This window comes from Pseudonocardia nematodicida (genome assembly GCF_040105385.1).
Classification (GTDB): Bacteria; Actinomycetota; Actinomycetes; order Mycobacteriales; family Pseudonocardiaceae; genus Pseudonocardia; species Pseudonocardia nematodicida.
This window is the reverse complement of sequence record NZ_JBEDNQ010000002.1, coordinates 183,174-199,052: the sequence shown is the minus strand read 5'-3', so window position 1 is coordinate 199,052 and position 15,879 is coordinate 183,174. Positions and strand designations below refer to the sequence as shown.

12 protein-coding genes are annotated in these 15,879 nt (G+C 71.7%); 9 read left to right on the top strand and 3 right to left on the bottom strand.

The window, feature by feature from the left end:
- Window positions 1-6: 6 nt before the first annotated feature.
- From WIS52_RS05270 to WIS52_RS05260, 3 genes are read left to right on the top strand one after another with little or no spacing between them, the layout of a single operon-like run.
- On the top strand, window positions 7-1,212 hold the full coding sequence (locus WIS52_RS05270) for an acyl-CoA dehydrogenase family protein (protein WP_349296966.1): 1,206 nt from the start codon (window positions 7-9) through the stop codon (window positions 1,210-1,212).
- The gene (locus WIS52_RS05265; RefSeq protein WP_349296965.1) at window positions 1,209-2,234 is read left to right on the top strand and encodes a phosphotransferase family protein; all 1,026 of its coding nucleotides are present in this window, start codon (window positions 1,209-1,211) and stop codon (window positions 2,232-2,234) included. The genes WIS52_RS05270 and WIS52_RS05265 overlap by 4 nt, the downstream gene beginning before the upstream one ends.
- A 38-nt stretch (window positions 2,235-2,272) precedes the next feature.
- Window positions 2,273-3,244: a zinc-binding dehydrogenase gene (locus WIS52_RS05260; protein ID WP_349296964.1), complete on the top strand. Its 972-nt coding sequence runs from the start codon at window positions 2,273-2,275 to the stop codon at window positions 3,242-3,244.
- Window positions 3,245-3,276: 32 nt separating this feature from the next.
- On the opposite strand, the gene WIS52_RS05255 is transcribed toward WIS52_RS05260, so the two are convergent.
- Both WIS52_RS05255 and WIS52_RS05250 read right to left on the bottom strand, forming a co-directional pair.
- Window positions 3,277-4,617 (bottom strand): MFS transporter, encoded by a 1,341-nt coding sequence (locus tag WIS52_RS05255; protein WP_349296963.1) that lies wholly within the window; start codon window positions 4,615-4,617, stop codon window positions 3,277-3,279.
- Between the two features lie 207 nt (window positions 4,618-4,824).
- Entirely contained in the window at window positions 4,825-5,448 is a 624-nt protein-coding gene (locus WIS52_RS05250; protein WP_349296962.1) for a TetR family transcriptional regulator, read from the bottom strand.
- A gap of 114 nt (window positions 5,449-5,562) precedes the next feature.
- Here WIS52_RS05250 and WIS52_RS05245 point away from each other — a divergent pair, with 114 nt between their 5' ends.
- The 6 genes from WIS52_RS05245 (at window position 5,563) to WIS52_RS05220 (ending at window position 14,867) form a co-directional block, all read left to right on the top strand.
- The gene (locus WIS52_RS05245; RefSeq protein ID WP_349296961.1) at window positions 5,563-7,788 is read left to right on the top strand and encodes a molybdopterin-containing oxidoreductase family protein; all 2,226 of its coding nucleotides are present in this window, start codon (window positions 5,563-5,565) and stop codon (window positions 7,786-7,788) included.
- 388 nt (window positions 7,789-8,176) lie between these two features.
- A complete protein-coding gene (gene yajC / locus WIS52_RS05240; protein WP_349296960.1) occupies window positions 8,177-8,551 on the top strand; it encodes a preprotein translocase subunit YajC in 375 nt (124 codons plus the stop codon).
- Between the two features lie 162 nt (window positions 8,552-8,713).
- On the top strand, window positions 8,714-10,594 hold the full coding sequence (gene secD, locus WIS52_RS05235) for a protein translocase subunit SecD (RefSeq protein WP_349296959.1): 1,881 nt from the start codon (window positions 8,714-8,716) through the stop codon (window positions 10,592-10,594).
- On the top strand, window positions 10,591-11,793 hold the full coding sequence (gene secF, locus WIS52_RS05230; protein WP_349296958.1) for a protein translocase subunit SecF: 1,203 nt from the start codon (window positions 10,591-10,593) through the stop codon (window positions 11,791-11,793). Before secD ends, secF begins: the two co-directional genes overlap by 4 nt.
- Window positions 11,794-11,873: 80 nt before the next feature.
- The gene (locus WIS52_RS05225; protein ID WP_349297365.1) at window positions 11,874-12,383 is read left to right on the top strand and encodes an adenine phosphoribosyltransferase; all 510 of its coding nucleotides are present in this window, start codon (window positions 11,874-11,876) and stop codon (window positions 12,381-12,383) included.
- A 117-nt stretch (window positions 12,384-12,500) separates the two neighbouring features.
- Window positions 12,501-14,867 (top strand): RelA/SpoT family protein, encoded by a 2,367-nt coding sequence (locus WIS52_RS05220; protein WP_349296957.1) that lies wholly within the window; start codon window positions 12,501-12,503, stop codon window positions 14,865-14,867.
- 61 nt (window positions 14,868-14,928) lie between these two features.
- Here WIS52_RS05220 and WIS52_RS05215 read toward each other — a convergent pair whose 3' ends face one another.
- On the bottom strand, window positions 14,929-15,780 hold the full coding sequence (locus WIS52_RS05215) for a peptidylprolyl isomerase (protein WP_349296956.1): 852 nt from the start codon (window positions 15,778-15,780) through the stop codon (window positions 14,929-14,931).
- Window positions 15,781-15,879 lie beyond the last annotated feature (99 nt).

The window sequence follows — 15,879 nt, the reverse complement described above, 5'->3', positions numbered from 1 at the left end:
GACGACGTGGCTACTGCCGAGACGGCACAGCGGGCGGATCCGGCCGAGTTGGCGGCCAGGACGAGGGAGTTCGTCCGCGAGGTGGTCCTGCCGCTCGACGACGAGTACGACGGTGACATCGCCGCGGCCGGCGGTGAAGGGGCCCGGGTCCGGCTGCAGGACGCGGCCCGGGACGCGGGGGTGTTCGCCCCGCACGCACCCGTGGAGCTCGGCGGGCACGGGCTGGGCATGACCGATCGGGCCGCGGTGTTCGAGGAGGCCGGGTACTCGCTGTTCGGGCCGCTCGCGCTGAACATCGCCGCTCCGGACGAGGGCAACGTGCACCTGTTGGCCGAGGTCGCCACCGCGGCGCAGAGGCAGGAGTTCCTCACCCCGCTGGCGCTCGGCACGCAGCGGTCCGCGTTCGCGATGACCGAGCCCGCGCCGGGCGCGGGCTCCGACCCGTCCGCCCTGCTCACCCGGGCGGTGCGGGTGTCGGACGGGTGGTCGATCAGCGGCCGGAAGTGGTTCATCACCGGTGCCGACGGGGCCGGGTTCTTCATCGTGATGGCCCGGACGGGCGGCGAGCCCGGTGGACCGGATGGGGCGACGATGTTCGTGGTCCCGGCGGGCTCGCCCGGGCTGACCGTCGGCCGCCACCTGGACACGGTGGACCGCTCCATGATCGGCGGGCACTGCGAGGTCACGTTCGAGGACGTCGTGGTGCCGCAGGACAACGTGCTCGGCGCGGTGGACGAGGGGTTCCGGTATGCGCAGGTCCGGCTGGGCCCGGCGCGCATGACGCACGTGATGCGCTGGCTCGGTGCGGCCCGGCGGGCCCACGAGTCGGCCGTGCAGCACGTGAGCGGCCGCGATGCGTTCGGGGCGACACTGGCGTCCCTGGGCATGGTGCAGCAGCAGATCGCCGACAACGAGATCGACCTCGCGGCGAGCCGGGCGCTGCTCCTGCGGGCCTGTGCCGACCTGGACGCCGGAGACCGGGCGGCGTCCCAGTCGACGTCGATCGCGAAGACGTTCGCGGCGGAGGCGCTGTTCCGGGTCGCGGACCGCAGCATGCAGATCTGCGGGGGCCTGGGCGTGTCCGCGGAACTGCCGGTCGCGCGGATCCACCGCGAGCTGCGGCCGTTCCGGATCTACGACGGGCCGTCGGAGGTGCACCGCTGGGCGATCGCCCGCCGAGCGGTCCGCCGCGTCGCCGGGGCCCGGGTGTGAGCGCGCCGGCGCTCGATCTCGCCGCCGTCCGCTGTCGGCTCGCCGAAGCCGGCGTCGGCTCGGCGGGGGAGCTGACGGCGGACCGGATCGCCGGTGGCCGCTCCAACCAGACCTTCGTCCTGCGCGACGGCGGAGATCCCCGCTGGGTCCTGCGTTGCCCCCCGTTCGCCGGACGTACCCCGTCGGCCCACGACGTGGCGCGCGAGTTCCGGGTGACGACGGCGCTGCACGGCACGGGTGTGCCGGTGGCGGCACCGGTGCTGCTGTGCGAGGACGACGACGTCCTGGGCGTGCCCTTCACCGTCGTCGAGTACGTCGCCGGACGGACCGTGCGCACGGCCGCTGATCTGGCGGAGCTCAGCGACGCGGACCTGGACCGCTGTGTCGACGAGTTGCTCGCGCGGCTGGCCGCATTGCACGCCGTGGATCCCGACGCCGCCGGGCTGGCCGGGTTCGGGCGACGGGACGCTTATGCGGCCCGGCAGCTGCGGCGCTGGTCGGCGCAGTGGGTGCACGTCGGGACGTCGGCGCCGGCAGCCACCGCGGAGCTGGAGAGACGCCTGCGGGAGCAGCTGAGCCGGCACGTGCCCGACCAGGACACGGTGTCGGTGGTGCACGGCGACTTCCGCATCGACAACACGCTGCTCGACCCCTCCGATCCGGGGATCGTGCGCGCGGTCGTCGACTGGGAACTGTCCACGATCGGTGATCCGGTCGCGGACGTCGCGATGATGCGTGTCTATCGGCATCCGGCCCTCGACCTGATCGTCGGCGAACGGGCGGCATGGACCAGCGACCGCCTGCCGGGCTCGGAAGAGCTGCTGGCCCGCTACGAGGAGCAGGCCGGAGTGCGCCTCCGCGGCAACGACTTCCACCTCGCCCTGGGCTACTACAAGCTGGCCGTCATCGCGCAGGGCATTCACCACCGCCATCTCTCGGGCGCCACCAGCGGGGACGAGTTCGCGACGGCGGGTGACGCAGTGGCGGACCTGTTCCGGTCCGGGATGGGTGTGTTCGGATGAGCGACGGCCTGCCGGCCGGAAATCGGAGGTGATGGCGGATGCTCGCCGTGTACGCCGCCGCTCCGCGGCCCGACGATCCGCTCGCGGCGCTGCGGATCGGCTCCCGGCCCGAACCGGAGGTGCCGGCCGGTCATGTCGCGGTGACGGTGCGGGCCGCCTCCCTGAACATGCACGACCTGTGGACCCTGCGGGGCGTGGGTCTGTCCGCCGACCGGTTCCCGATGATCCTCGGCATGGACGGGGCGGGAACACTCGACGACGGCAGCCCCGTCGTGCTGCACAGCATGATCCGGTCCGCCGGCTGGATGGGCGACGAGGCACTGGACCCGGGACGGACCTGTCTGTCCGGCGGATACCAGGGAACGTTCGCCGAGCGCGTCGTCGTGCCGGTGGCCAACGCCCTGCCCCTGCCCGTCGAGCTGACCTTCGACGAGGCCGCCTGTCTCGGCACGGCCTGGCTGACCGCCTACCGGATGCTGTTCGTCGCGTCCGGACTCCGGCCGGGACAGACGATCCTCGTGCAGGGCTGCTCGGGTGGCGTCTCCACCGCGCTCGTCCGGCTCGGCGCCGCTGCCGGCTTCCGCGTCGTCGCCACCGGCCGCTCGGAGGCCAAGCGGGCCCTCGCCCGCGAGCTCGGCGCCTGCGTCGCCGTGGAGCCGGGGGCACGGCTGCCGGAACGGGTCGACGGCGTGTTCGACAGCGTGGGGCGGGCGACGTGGCCGCATTCGGTCCGTGCGCTGGTCCCCGGCGGGGTCCTGGTGACATGCGGGGCGACGACCGGGGAGCCGGACCGTACCGAGTTGCAGCACATCTTCATCAAGCACCTGCGCATCGTCGGGACGACGATGGGCACCCGCGCCGAGCTCGCCGATCTCGTCCGGTTCTGCGTGTCGACCGGCGTACGGCCCGTCGTCGGGGCGCGGCTGCCGATGACCGACGCGCGTGAGGCGTTCGCGTCGATGCGTGACGGCGACACCCGCGGGAAGACGGTGCTGGTCCCGCCCTCGTGAGCGACGGCGTCGCCCGTGGTGGCCACCCGGATTCACCCGCCGGGACGCGAGGTGGCCGACACCGGCGGTCCGCCGGGAGACGCGGCGGGAGCGTGCGGGCGCGGGGCGGCGAGCACCCCGACGAGACCGAGCGCCGCGAGACCGAGCAGGAGCAGGCTCAGCGGTGTCGTCCCCGCACCCATGAACGACAACTGCACCGCCAGCACGGGAACGACGGCTGCCCCGATCATGTTGCCGGTCTCCCGGGCCAGCCCCATCCCGCTGTACCGGTGTTGGCTGGCGAAGATCTCGGCGACCAATGTGCCGACGGGAGCGAAGATGGCCGCGACGCCGACCCCGTTGCCGAGGAACATGGCCAGCCACAGTCCGAGCGGCCAGCCTGGTTGTACGAGCATGAACGTCGGAAAGGCGGTCGCGGCCGACACGAGCATGCCGAACGCCACCACCGGCTTGCGCCCGACGACGTCGGACAGCGCGCCGAACGCCGGGATCAGCAGACCGCACGACAGCTGGGCCACGAGCAGTCCGGTGAACGTCTCGCTCTGGCTGAACCCGAGCTGCGAGCCGGCATAGGACACCATGAAGACCAGGTAGAAGTAACCGAGTCCGGTCTGCGCCGTCACGATGACGATGACGGTGACGACGGCCCGCGGATACCGACGGAGGACGTCGCGCAGCGGCGTCCGTGAGGTGCGCCCGGACCGCTCGGCTCGGGCGAAGTCCGGGGTTTCCGGCAGTGTGGCTCGCAGCCAGATGCCGTAGACGACCAGGATGCCGCTGAGCAGGAACGGGACCCGCCACCCCCACGAGGCGAACTGCTCGGCGCTGAGCGTGCTCGACGCCGTGAGCAGCGCCAGCGTGCCCAGGACACCACCGAACGCGGAGCCTGCACCGGGGAGGGAACCGAGCAGACCCCGGCGCTTTTCCGGCGCGAACTCGACGGCCACGAGTGTCGCGCCTCCGTACTCGGCGCTCGCCCCGATGCCCTGCAGGATCCGCATCAGGACCAGCAGCATCGGAGCAGCCCACCCGATCGTCGCGTGACCGGGCAACAGGCCGATGCCCGTGGTCGCGACGCCCATCAGGACGAGCGTGAACACCAGGACACGTTTGCGTCCGATCCGGTCGCCGAGGCTGCCGAGGATCGCACCGCCGACGGGCCGGACCAGGAAGGCGACGGAGAAGGTGGCGACGGACTGCAGCGTGGCCAGCGCGGGAGACGCGTCCGGGAAGAAGACGCGGGGGAACACGGTCGCGGCGGCGGCCGCGTAGAGGCTGAAGTCGTAGTACTCCAGCAGCGTCCCGGTGAACGCGGCCCTGCCGGCGCGCCGGGACTCCTTCCGGTCGGTCGGCCGTTCGATCGGGATCGCCATGTGTGAGGACTCCAGACGGGATCGCCGCTGCGGCGGCGCCGAGCGGTGGGATCTGCAACGAGTGGCGGTGGAGCGAGCCCGGGATCGCCTGCCGTGGACCTCCGCCCGGCGCGAGCGGCGCAGACGATGGGCGCCACCCGGCGTGCTGGAGCGTAATCAACAACCAGTAGATTATCTAGTATCCGGCGCGGATGCCGGAGCGTGATCTCAGCGAGTGGTGTCCTTTCCGCCGTTCCGCGATCGGGCCGCGGCGCCTCGCAGGAAGATCCGTACGGCGTCGGCGAACAGCTGCTCGGAGTCGCGCTCGTTCGCCCGCACCACGCCGGCCAGCCGGGGCATGGCGCCGGGGTCGATGCCGGCGAAGATGCGGCGTCGCTCCTCCGGGGTCCTCGTGGCTTCGGTGAGAGCGGCGCCGATGCTGAGCCGGTCGAGGCAGTCGATGATCACCATCTGACCGTCTTCGGGGATGCCCGCACGGGAGAGGAACTCGGCGGTGCGCTCGTACATCTCGACGAATAGGTCACGCGGCATGTAGCGCAACAGCACCGGAGCGGCGTTGGGGTGTTCCAGGACGCGGCGGCGGAAGTCCGTGCTGATGCAGACGAACCATTCGACCCAGTCGTCGGAATCCTCCATCGGCGGGTACCTGGTCTTCGAGACGATCGCCCGCGCGACGGCCGCGAGCAGCGTCTGCTTGTCCTCGAAGTAGTAGTAGAGCGACGGTGAGCGCACGCCGAGCGACGTCGCCAGCCGAGGCATGCTGAACGTGTCGAGCCCATCCCGGTCGATCACTTCGAGGGCCGTCGAAATGATCAGATCGCGGTTGAGCATCGGGGTCAGGGGGCGTGGCACCGGATCAGTGTGGCAGGCCGGAGCGACGGGGCCGATTGCGCGATCTCTCGTGCGGGCTGGTCACCGACGTGGTGTTCGGCCATAATCTACAACATGAAGATTGACGGTTCGGGTAATCCTTCCGTGATGCCGGCAGTCGGACGAAACGCTCCTCGCGGCACGTCCCACTCGGTCCGCACCGCTTGCCGGTACTGCCCGGGCTCCTGCGGAATGATCGCGACTGTCGGCGAGGACGGGCGGCTGGCGTCGCTCGTCGCAGACCGCGAGCATCCGCTCACCCAGGGCTTCTCCTGCGCCCGTGGCCTGCAGTCCGCGGAGGCGATGTATCACCCCGGTCGGATCTTGCGACCGCTCAAGCGCACCCCTGACGGCTTCGTCGAGGTCGGACTGGAGCAGGCGCTCGACGACATCGCCGCCCGGTTGCGCACCATCCTCGACGAGAGCGGTGGTGAAGCGGTCGGCGTGTTCAAGGGCACTCAGACGTGGAAGAACGTCACTGCGCACCACACGATGCTGGCGTGGCCGCGCGCCATCGGCTCCACGCGGGTCTTCACCACGATCACCATCGACCAGTCGGCCAAGCAGGTGACCATGCGCCGCATGGGATTCTGGGACGCGGGAAAGGACCGGCTCGGCGACTCGGACGTGCAGATGATCGTCGGAGGCAACCCGTTCGTCTCGGTGGCCGTGGCCAATCTGACCTACGATCCGGTGAAACGGCTCAAGGCGGCTCTCAAGCGAGGCATGCGACTGATCGTCGTCGACCCTCGTCTGACTGAAACCGCCCGCGCGGCTGATCTGCATCTACAGGTCAGGCCGGGGGAGGATCCCACGCTCGTCGCCGGTCTACTGCGTGTGGTGCTCGAGCGCGGCTGGTACGACGCGGCTTTCTGCACGGAGTACGTCGGGCCGGACCGTATGGCCGCCCTGCGCTCGGCCGTGGAACCGTTCACCCTGCACCGGGTGGCCGATCGGACCGGGGTCGATCCCGGGTTGATCGAACGGGCCGCCGAGATGTTCGCGCGCGAGGCCCGGCGGGGGATCGCCACTGCGGGCACCGGCCCGTCGATGGCGCCGCGGTCCAATCTCGCCGATCATCTCGTGGAGTGCCTCAACGTGGTGTGCGGACGGTACCCGAGAGCGGGGGACCGGGTGACGAACCCGGGCGTGCAGAATCCACGGCGGGCGTTCCGCGCCGAGGTCGTGCCGGCGGACCGGGAATGGGAGCGGGGGCCGTTCACCTCGACCGGGCACGGGTCGTTGTTCGGGGAACTGATGAGCGGGGTCCTCGCGGACGAGATCCTGCGGACGGATCCGGGCCGACTGCGAGCGTTGTTCGTGAACGGCGGCAACCCGGCGGTCGCGCTGCCGGATCAGACGAAGGCCGTGTCCGCACTGAAGCGGCTCGACCTGCTGGTCGCAGTGGAGCCGTTCATGACTCCGACGGCCGCACTCTGCGATTACGTGCTGCCCCCCACGTTGCAGTTCGAGCGCGCCGACACGGTGTCCTCCCCCCACTACGAGCCGCTGCTCGAGGTCCCGTTCGCGCAGTACGTCACGGGCGTCGTCCGTCCGCCCGTCGGGTCCGAGGTCGTGGACGACTGGTACGTCTACTGGGCGTTGGCCCGCAGGCTCGGGGTCGGGCTCACTGTCGCCGGCGTCGACCTCGACATGGAGCGGGCCCCGAGCTCCGAGGACCTGCTCGCGATCATCCTGCGGAACTCCCACGTCCCGTTGGAGCGGATCCGTAGTCACCCGGGTGGACACGTGTTCGACGTCGAGCCGGCCGAGGTACTCGCACGGCGACCGGAGGCGGTCGCGCAGTTCGATGTGATGCCCCCCGACGTGGCGCAGGAGTTGGGCGAGGTCGCCGCTGAATGCACCCGACCGGTGAGCAGCGGAACCGACGATTTCCCCTTCCGACTCACGGTTCGCCGGCTGCGCGGAATGATGAACTCGCTGGGCCTGCTCCAGCCCGGAGTGCGGCGTCGGCACCCCTACAACGCCGCCTACCTCAACCCCGTCGACATGGAGACCCTCGGCATCGAGAACGGCGCGGGCATCGAGATCGAGGCGGACAACGGCGGCCGGATCCCCGCCATCGCCGAGGCGGAGCCCGGGCTGCGCCCGGGGTGCGTCTCGATGTCCCACTGTTGGGGAGGGCTGCCCGAGGACCGACTCTCCTACGTCGATGTCGGCTCGTCCACCAACCTGCTGGTCCGGACGGACGACGTCGTCGAACGGATCAACGCGATGCCGCGGATGACCTCGATACCTGTCCGGGTCCGAGCGCGGGCGGCGCAGACGGACGCGGTGTGACCGGAACCGGTCCGGTGATCCGGACTCCGCGCGGACGCCACGGGTGGGACGCCCGGGAGACGTGGGGCATGTCGCCGTCGTCCGACATGGGAGGATCCGGACGGACCGAACGGATCGGGCACCACACCGGTGCCGTCCAGGGCATCCTGGGATGTCCGTACACCGCGCGGGAGCACCCGGACACCGCGTGGGTGATCGGCCTCCGGCGGGACACCTGCCGGAACCGATCCGGACATCCGGCTCGTCAGTGCACGGGCCGGGAGCCCACGGACACCGTTCGGCCACGGTGGTGCGACGAGCGGTCCCGCGTTCGGGAGGGCGCCGCCCGTCGCTGCCGGCCCCGGCTGGCACACTTCAGCGTTACGAGACGAGACGGAGAATCCGCACGATGGATCTGACCCTTGCGCAGGAGGCCGGCGGGTCGAGCCTGCTGTCCCTGCTGCCCTTCCTCATCATCCTGCTGCTGTTCGTGCCGCTGTTCCTGAACGGCCGCAAGCAGCGCCGGCAGATGCAGGAGACCCAGGCGATGCAGTCGGCGCTGGAGGACGGCGACGTCGTCATCACCACGTCCGGGCTGCGGGGAACGATCGTCGACGCCTCCTACGAGGACACGATCGACCTCGAGATCGCCGACGGCGTGGTCACGACCTGGCTGCGCGTGGCGATCCGGGAGAAGGTCGCCCCGGACACCACGTCCGAGGACGACTCGGCGGATTCCTCCGGCTCGACTGGAACGTCGGAGAGCAAGCCGACGATCCACTGAGCACAGGGGCGGGCCACACCGGTCCGCCTCGGCGGCACCGGTATCGCGACCGGTCCCGGCCCCGGACGGCACACGTCCGCACCGGCCGGGTCGGCGCGAGACCGGACCGACCGACCACCGGGCCGGCCGTAGCCGCCTCGTGAGTCGGATCGGAGAAGACACGTGGCACCCTCGCGGGGGCAGCCGGGACCGCAGCACCGCATTCGTCCCTGGCGCTACCTGACGGCCTTCCTCGGGATCGTCGTCGTGTTGTACACCCTGGTGCTGTTCACCGGGGGCGGGAACCTCACCCCGAAGCTGGGCATCGACCTGCAGGGCGGCACCCGGGTCACGCTGACCGCCCGGACCACCGACGGCGGGCCGCCACCGCGCGACCAGCTGGTGCAGGCGCAGGCGATCATCGAGCAGCGGGTCAACGGGCTCGGTGTGAGCGGCGCCGAGGTCCAGCTCGACGGCAGCAACATCGTCATCACGGTCCCCGGCGACGAGGGCGAGCAGGCCCGCGCGCTCGGCCAGACCGCGCAGCTGCGGTTCCGTGAGGTGCTGGCCGGACCGGTCGCCACCGGGGCGGGGCAACCCGCCCAGCCCGGACAACAGGGGCAGACGAGCCAGGCCCCGGACGGCACCCAGTCCCGGGGGGACGGCACCCAGCCGCAGGGGATGGGCGCGCCCGAGAACCGCGCCGTCGCACCCGCCGCGTACACCGTGACGCTGCAGGACGCACCGGCCGAGCCGTCCGGCACCGGCGGTCAGCTCGAGCAGGCCGTCACGGGTGACCGGGCCGGCACGACGCGACCGGCGGCCGCGGCCGGGCAGGGCGCCGGCAGCGGCGAACCCGCCGTCTCCGGACAGGACCCGTCGCCACCCCCCGCCCCACCCCCCGACGGGAACGGCACCGCCTCCCCGACCGATCCACGCATCGCCGCCGAGGTCTCCCAGCTCCGGGCGCAGCGCCAGAGCGAGGACCCGGCCGTCCAGCAGCAGGCCCTGGCCGCGCTGGACTGCACCAAGCAGGACCCGCTGCAGGGCTACGACGACCCGTCGAAGCCGCTGGTCACCTGCAGCGAGGACGGCACCGGCAAGTACGTCCTCGGCCCGTCGTTCATCGAGGGCACCCAGATCGCCTCCGCGTCGGCCCAGCAGAACCAGCAGGGTGTGGGCTGGGTCGTCAGCGTCACCTTCACGCCGCAGGGCGCCGACACCTGGGGGCGGTACACCGCCCAGCACGTCGGCAAGAACGTCGCGTTCGTCCTCGACGGCGACGTCGTCTCCGCCCCGCAGATCGAGGGCCCCATATACGGTCCCACCCAGATCTCCGGCCAGTTCAACCAGGACCGCGCCCAGGAACTCGCCCAGGTGCTGCGCTACGGCTCGCTGCCGCTGTCGTTCGACTCCGGCACCGCCCAGACGATCTCCGCCTCGCTCGGCCTCGCGTCGCTGGACGCGGGACTGATCGCCGGCGGCGTCGGCCTGGCCCTGGTCTTCGCCTACTGCCTGTTCTACTACCGGCTGCTCGGCGTGCTGACGATCCTCTCGCTCGCGCTGTCCGGGCTGGTCGTCTACGCGGTGCTGATCCTGCTCGGGCGCTGGATCGGGTTCACCCTCGACCTCGCCGGCGTCGCCGGGTTCATCATCGCCATCGGCATCACCGCGGACTCGTTCGTGATCTTCTTCGAACGGCTCAAGGACGAGATGCGCGACGGCCGCACCTTCCGCTCCGCGGTGCCCCGGTCCTGGGAACGCGCCCGGCGCACGATCCTCACCGCCGACGCCGTCAGCTTTCTGGCCGCCGCGGTGCTCTACGTCCTGGCCGTCGGCGAGGTCCGCGGCTTCGCCTTCACCCTCGGCATGTCCACCGTCCTCGACCTGGTGGTGGTCTTCCTCGTGACGTTCCCGCTGGTGGTGCTCATCTCCCGGTCGCGCACCCTCGGGCGGCCGGGGCTGTCCGGTCTGGCCGCGGTCGACCGGATCGGGTCGCGGGTCCGGCGCGGGGCACCCACCGTCGGCCGGAAGGCAGCGTCCGCGAAGGGGGCCCAGGCATGACCACGACGCGGACGGAGCACCGGACATCCGGCTGGACCCGGCTCACCACCGGCACCGCGAACGTCGACGTCATCGGCCGCCGCCGGATCTTCTACCTCGGCTTCGCCGTCCTCATCGCGCTCTGCGTGCTGTCGATGCTGATCCGGGGCTTCAACCTCGGCATCGACTTCACCGGCGGTTCGCAGATCCAGATGCCCGCCGCCGGGGCGAACGGCACGATCTCGACCGAGCAGGTCGAGCGGATCTACCAGCAGGTGATCGGCACCCCGCCGGAGACCGTGCAGTCGGTCGGCACCGGTGACGCGGCGTCCATCCTCGTCCGGTCCGAGCCGCTCACCCCGGAGCAGCTCGTCCCGCTGCGCGACGCCCTGTACGGCCAGCTGCAACCCCTCGGCGCCGACGGCCGCCCGAGCCCCTCGGCGATCAGCGACTCGCTGGTCTCCGGGACCTGGGGCGGCGAGATCACCACGAAGGCACTGATCGCGCTCGGGGTGTTCGTCGTGCTGGTCACGGCGTTCCTGGCGCTGTACTTCGAGCGCGCGATGGCCGCGGCGGCGCTGGTCGCACTGATCAACGACGTCGTCGTCACCGCGGGTGTGTACTCGATCGTCGGCCTGGAGGTCACCCCGGCGACGGTGATCGGGCTGCTGACCATCCTGGGCTTCTCGCTGTACGACACCGTCGTGGTGTTCGACAAGGTCCGGGAGAACTCCCGCGGGCTGCTGGGCCTGACCAGGCGCAGCTACGCCGAGGCCGCGAACCTGGCGCTGAACCAGACCCTGATGCGGTCACTGAACACCTCGCTGATCGCGATCCTGCCGGTGCTCGGCCTGCTCGTGGTCGGGGTGGGGCTGCTGGGCGTCGGGACCCTGGCCGATCTCGCGCTCGTCCAGCTGGTCGGCATGATCTCAGGGGTGATCTCCTCCCTGTTGTTGGCCACCCCGCTGCTGGTGGACCTGAAACTCCGCGATCCCCGCTTCCGCGCGCAGGCCGCGCGGGTGGCCGCCCGCCGTGCCCGCGCCGGGAACGGGGCCGCGGACGCCGACTCCACCGGCACGCTCGACGACGAGTCCACCGGCGGGCCCGCGCCGGCCGGCGCCGGGCGTTCCACCGGCCCCGGCCGGGACGGATCCGGCCGCGGTCCCGCGCCGCGCCCGGGCGCGCGGCCGACCGGTCGCGCCGGACGGAGGCGCCGGTGAACGGCCGCGCCGAGGTCGGCGGTATCCGGGTCGGCCCGGGCGTCGGTGACGGGGCGGACGACGATGCCGCCGTCGAGGACATGCTCCGGGTCGCCGAACGGATCCGGTCGGTTCCCGACTACCCGCAGCCGGGCGTGCTGTTCCGCGACATCACCCCGGTGCTCGCGCACGGCGAGTCGTTCGCGACCGTCACCACCGAGCTCGCCGCCCGGACCGGCGACGCCGACGTCGTCGCGGGGGTGGAGGCCCGCGGGTTCCTGTTCGGCGCCGCCGTCGCGCTGGTCGCCGGGCTCGGGACGGTGCCGGTGCGCAAGGCCGGGAAGCTGCCCGCCGTCGCCGCGTCGCGCAGCTACGACCTGGAGTACGGCAGCGCCACCCTGGAGCTGCCGGCCGGCGTCGTCGAGCCCGGGACGCGGGTGTATGTGGTCGACGACGTGCTCGCCACCGGTGGGACCGCCGCCGCGACCTGCGCGCTGCTCGCCGACGTCGGAGCCGAGGTCGTCGGGTTCGGGACGCTGCTGGAGCTGACCGGGCTGCACGGCCGCGCGACGCTGCCCGACGTGCGGGTGGACGCGCTGCTGACGGCGTGAACGGCCGGGCGTAACACCCGCACGTGAACGATCGTCGAACGGCGGGGGTCCTCGCCGCCCCGTGACGCGGACTATCCTCGCAGTCGGCGAGCACGACCGGCACGATCAGGAGGTGCGGTGACCGAGGTCGACCGGACGAGCGCCGCACCGGCGGCGCAGCAGCCCCCGGGGGCACCGCAGCACCCGGCGACGCGGCCGCTCACGCCCGCCGAGGACGAGCCGCCCCGCCCGTCGGCGACCAGGAGGGTGCGGGCCCGCATCGCCCGGCGGATGACGCCGGCCCGGGTCGCGGTCGTCAAGCCGGTCCTCGAGCCGCTGGCCGCGGTGCACCGCTCGTTGCACCCGAAGGCCGACCTCGTGCTGCTGCAGCGCGCCTACGACGTCGCCGAGACCAAGCACGAGGGGCAGACCCGCAAGTCCGGGGACCCCTACATCACCCACCCGCTGGCCGTCTCCACCATCCTGGCCGAGCTGGGCATGGACACCACCACGCTGGTCGCGGCGCTGTTGCACGACACCGTCGAGGACACCGACTACTCCCTGGAGCGGCTGCGCGCCGACTTCGGCGACGAGGTCGCGCACCTGGTCGACGGCGTCACCAAGCTCGACAAGGTCGAGTTCGGCAGCGCGGCGGAGGCCGAGACGATCCGCAAGATGGTCGTCGCGATGGCCCGCGACCCGCGGGTGCTGGTGATCAAGCTGTCGGACCGGCTGCACAACATGCGCACGATGCGCTTCCTGCGGCCGGAGAAGCAGGTCAAGAAGGCGAACGAGACCCTGGAGGTGTTCGCCCCGCTCGCGCACCGGCTCGGGATGGCCACGGTCAAGCTGGAGCTGGAGGACCTGTCCTTCGCGATCCTGCAGCCGAAGAAGTACCAGGAGATCGTCCGGCTCGTCGCCGACCGGGCGCCGTCCCGGGACACCTACCTGCGTCAGGTGATCGACGAGGTCACCCACCAGCTGGAGTCCGCGCGGATCGCGGCGACGGTGGAGGGGCGGCCCAAGCACTACTACTCGATCTACCGCAAGATGATCGTCAAGGGTCGCGACTTCGACGACATCCACGACCTGGTCGGCGTCCGCGTGCTGGTCGACGAGGTGCGGGACTGCTACGCCGCGATCGGCATGGTGCACGCGCTGTGGCAGCCGATGCCCGGCCGGTTCAAGGACTACATCGCCCAGCCGAGGTTCGGCGTCTACCAGTCGCTGCACACCACGGTGATCGGGCCGGACGGCAAGCCCCTCGAGGTGCAGATCCGGACCCGCGCGATGCACCGCACCGCCGAGTACGGCATCGCGGCGCACTGGCGCTACAAGGAGGTCCGCGGCTCGTCCAAGGAGCTCGAGGTCGAGGAGATGGCGTGGATGCGCCAGCTGCTCGACTGGCAGCGCGAGGCCGCCGACCCCGGCGAGTTCCTGGACTCGCTGCGTTTCGACCTCGCCGCCCGGGAGATCTTCGTCTTCACCCCCAAGGGCGACGTCGTCACCCTGCCCACCGGCTCCACCCCGATCGACCTGGCGTACGCGGTGCACACCGAGGTGGGCCACCGCTGCATCGGCTCGCGGGTGAACGGCAAGCTCGTCGCGCTGGAGCGGGAGCTGTCCTCCGGCGACGTCGTCGAGATCTTCACCTCCAAGGCCGAGGACGCCGGCCCCAGCCGGGACTGGCTGCAGATCGCCAAGTCCCCGCGGGCCAAGGCCAAGATCAAGCAGTGGTTCGCCAAGGAGCGCCGCGAGGAGGCCGTCGAGGAGGGCAAGGAGGCGATCACCCGGGAGGCCCGCCGCACCGGGATGCCGCTGCAGCGGCTGATCTCCGGCGACGCGATGTCCGCGATCGCCCGCGAGCTGCACTACTCCGACGTCTCCGCGCTCTACGCCGCGGTCGGCGAGCACCAGACCAGCGCCCAGCACGTCGTGCAGCGCCTGGTGGCGTGGTTCGGCGGTGAGGAGGAGGCGGAGGAGGAGCTCGCCGAGCGGGCGACGCTGTCGACCGTCCGGCACCGGCGGCCGTCCGGGAACGCCGGGGTCGTCGTGACCGACGCCGACGGCGGCGCGATGGGCGACCTCTACGTCAAGCTGGCCCGGTGCTGCACCCCGGTTCCCGGCGACGAGATCCTCGGGTTCGTCACCCGCGGCGGCGGGATCAGTGTGCACCGCACCGACTGCACCAACGCCGCCGACCTGACCGCGCGCTCCGAGCGGCTGGTCGACGTGGCCTGGTCGGTCTCCCCGGAGTCGGTGTTCCTGGTCGCCATCCAGGTCGAGGCCCTGGACCGGCACCGGCTGCTGTCCGACGTGACCAAGGTGCTGGCCGACGAGCGGGTCAACATCCTCTCGGCGTCGACGACGACCTCCCGGGACCGGGTCGCGGTCTCCCGGTTCTCCTTCGAGATGGGCGACCCCAAGCATCTCGGGCACCTGCTGCAGGCGGTGCGCAACATCGAAGGCGTCTACGACGTCTACCGCGTGACGAGTGCGGCGTAGCCGCCTGTGAGTACTTTTCGGGGCCGGAGCCCCGAAAAGTACTCACAGGCGCCGCAGGCGCCTAGCCGACCGTCACGTCCGAGATGTCGACAGGGATGTTCGGCCGCCCGTCCCCGGAGCCGGTGTCCTCCCCGCCCGCGGCGACCGTGTCGATGGTCTGCAGACCCTCCGGCCCGATCGACCCGAACACGGTGTAGTCCGGCGGGAGCTGGGCGTCGCCGAAGATCATGAAGAACTGGCTGCCGTTGGTGTTCGGGCCCGCGTTGGCCATCGCCAGCAGGCCGCGGCCGTAGGTCAGGCCGTCGAACACCTCGTCGGCGAACGAGTAGCCCGGACCGCCCGCGCCCTGCCCGGTCGGGTCGCCGCACTGCAGCACCTGCAGGCCGGGGCTGGTGGTCATCCGGTGGCAGCTCGTGTCCGCGTAGTAGCCCTGCTCGGCCAGGTTGACGAAGCTGTTCACCGTGCAGGGCGCCAGCGCCCGGTCCAGCGTCAGGTCGATCGTCCCGGCGCTGGTGGCGACCGTCGCGGGCACCGTGCCCTCGGTGGTGACCTCGCCGTCGGCGGGCGGGTTCACCGGCTTCGACGGCTCCCGGTCCGGGGCGTAGGTGCAGTTCACCGACGCCGGCAGCGCCTCCGGCCGGGTGGGCAGTGGCACCGTCGGCAGCCCGGAGGTGTCCGGACCGGCGGCGGGGGCACCGGTCTCGGGCGCGGCCGCCTGGTCGTCGCCGTCCCCGCCGCCCCACGCGGTGCTCAGCGCGTAGAGGGCACCACCGAGCAGCGCGACGACCAGCACCGTCACGATGACGGCGGCCGTCGCGTTCTTCTTCTGCTTCTTCGCCCGCTCGGCCCGGTGCTCCTGCTGGGCGGCCAGCTTGCGCTTGGCGGCCTCCCGGCGCTGCTCGTTCGTCGCCACGCTTCTCGTTACTCCCTGCTCGATCACATGCTCGGGTCCGGCGAGCGTATCCGGACGACCTCGGACGGAATCCGGGAGACGGTCCTTCTAGGCTGGTGG

Bases quoted from the DNA above. Each gene is read 5' to 3' on its own strand.
- yajC (WP_349296960.1), top strand. From the start codon at position 8,177: ATGGATCTGACCCTTGCGCAGGAGGCCGGCGGGTCGAGCCTGCTGTCC.
- secF (WP_349296958.1), top strand. From the start codon at position 10,591: ATGACCACGACGCGGACGGAGCACCGGACATCCGGCTGGACCCGGCTC.
- WIS52_RS05245 (WP_349296961.1), top strand. From the start codon at position 5,563: ATGAAGATTGACGGTTCGGGTAATCCTTCCGTGATGCCGGCAGTCGGA.
- WIS52_RS05255 (WP_349296963.1), bottom strand. From the start codon at position 4,617: ATGGCGATCCCGATCGAACGGCCGACCGACCGGAAGGAGTCCCGGCGC.
- WIS52_RS05225 (WP_349297365.1), top strand. From the start codon at position 11,874: ATGCTCCGGGTCGCCGAACGGATCCGGTCGGTTCCCGACTACCCGCAG.
- WIS52_RS05260 (WP_349296964.1), top strand. From the start codon at position 2,273: ATGCTCGCCGTGTACGCCGCCGCTCCGCGGCCCGACGATCCGCTCGCG.
- WIS52_RS05250 (WP_349296962.1), bottom strand. From the start codon at position 5,448: ATGCTCAACCGCGATCTGATCATTTCGACGGCCCTCGAAGTGATCGAC.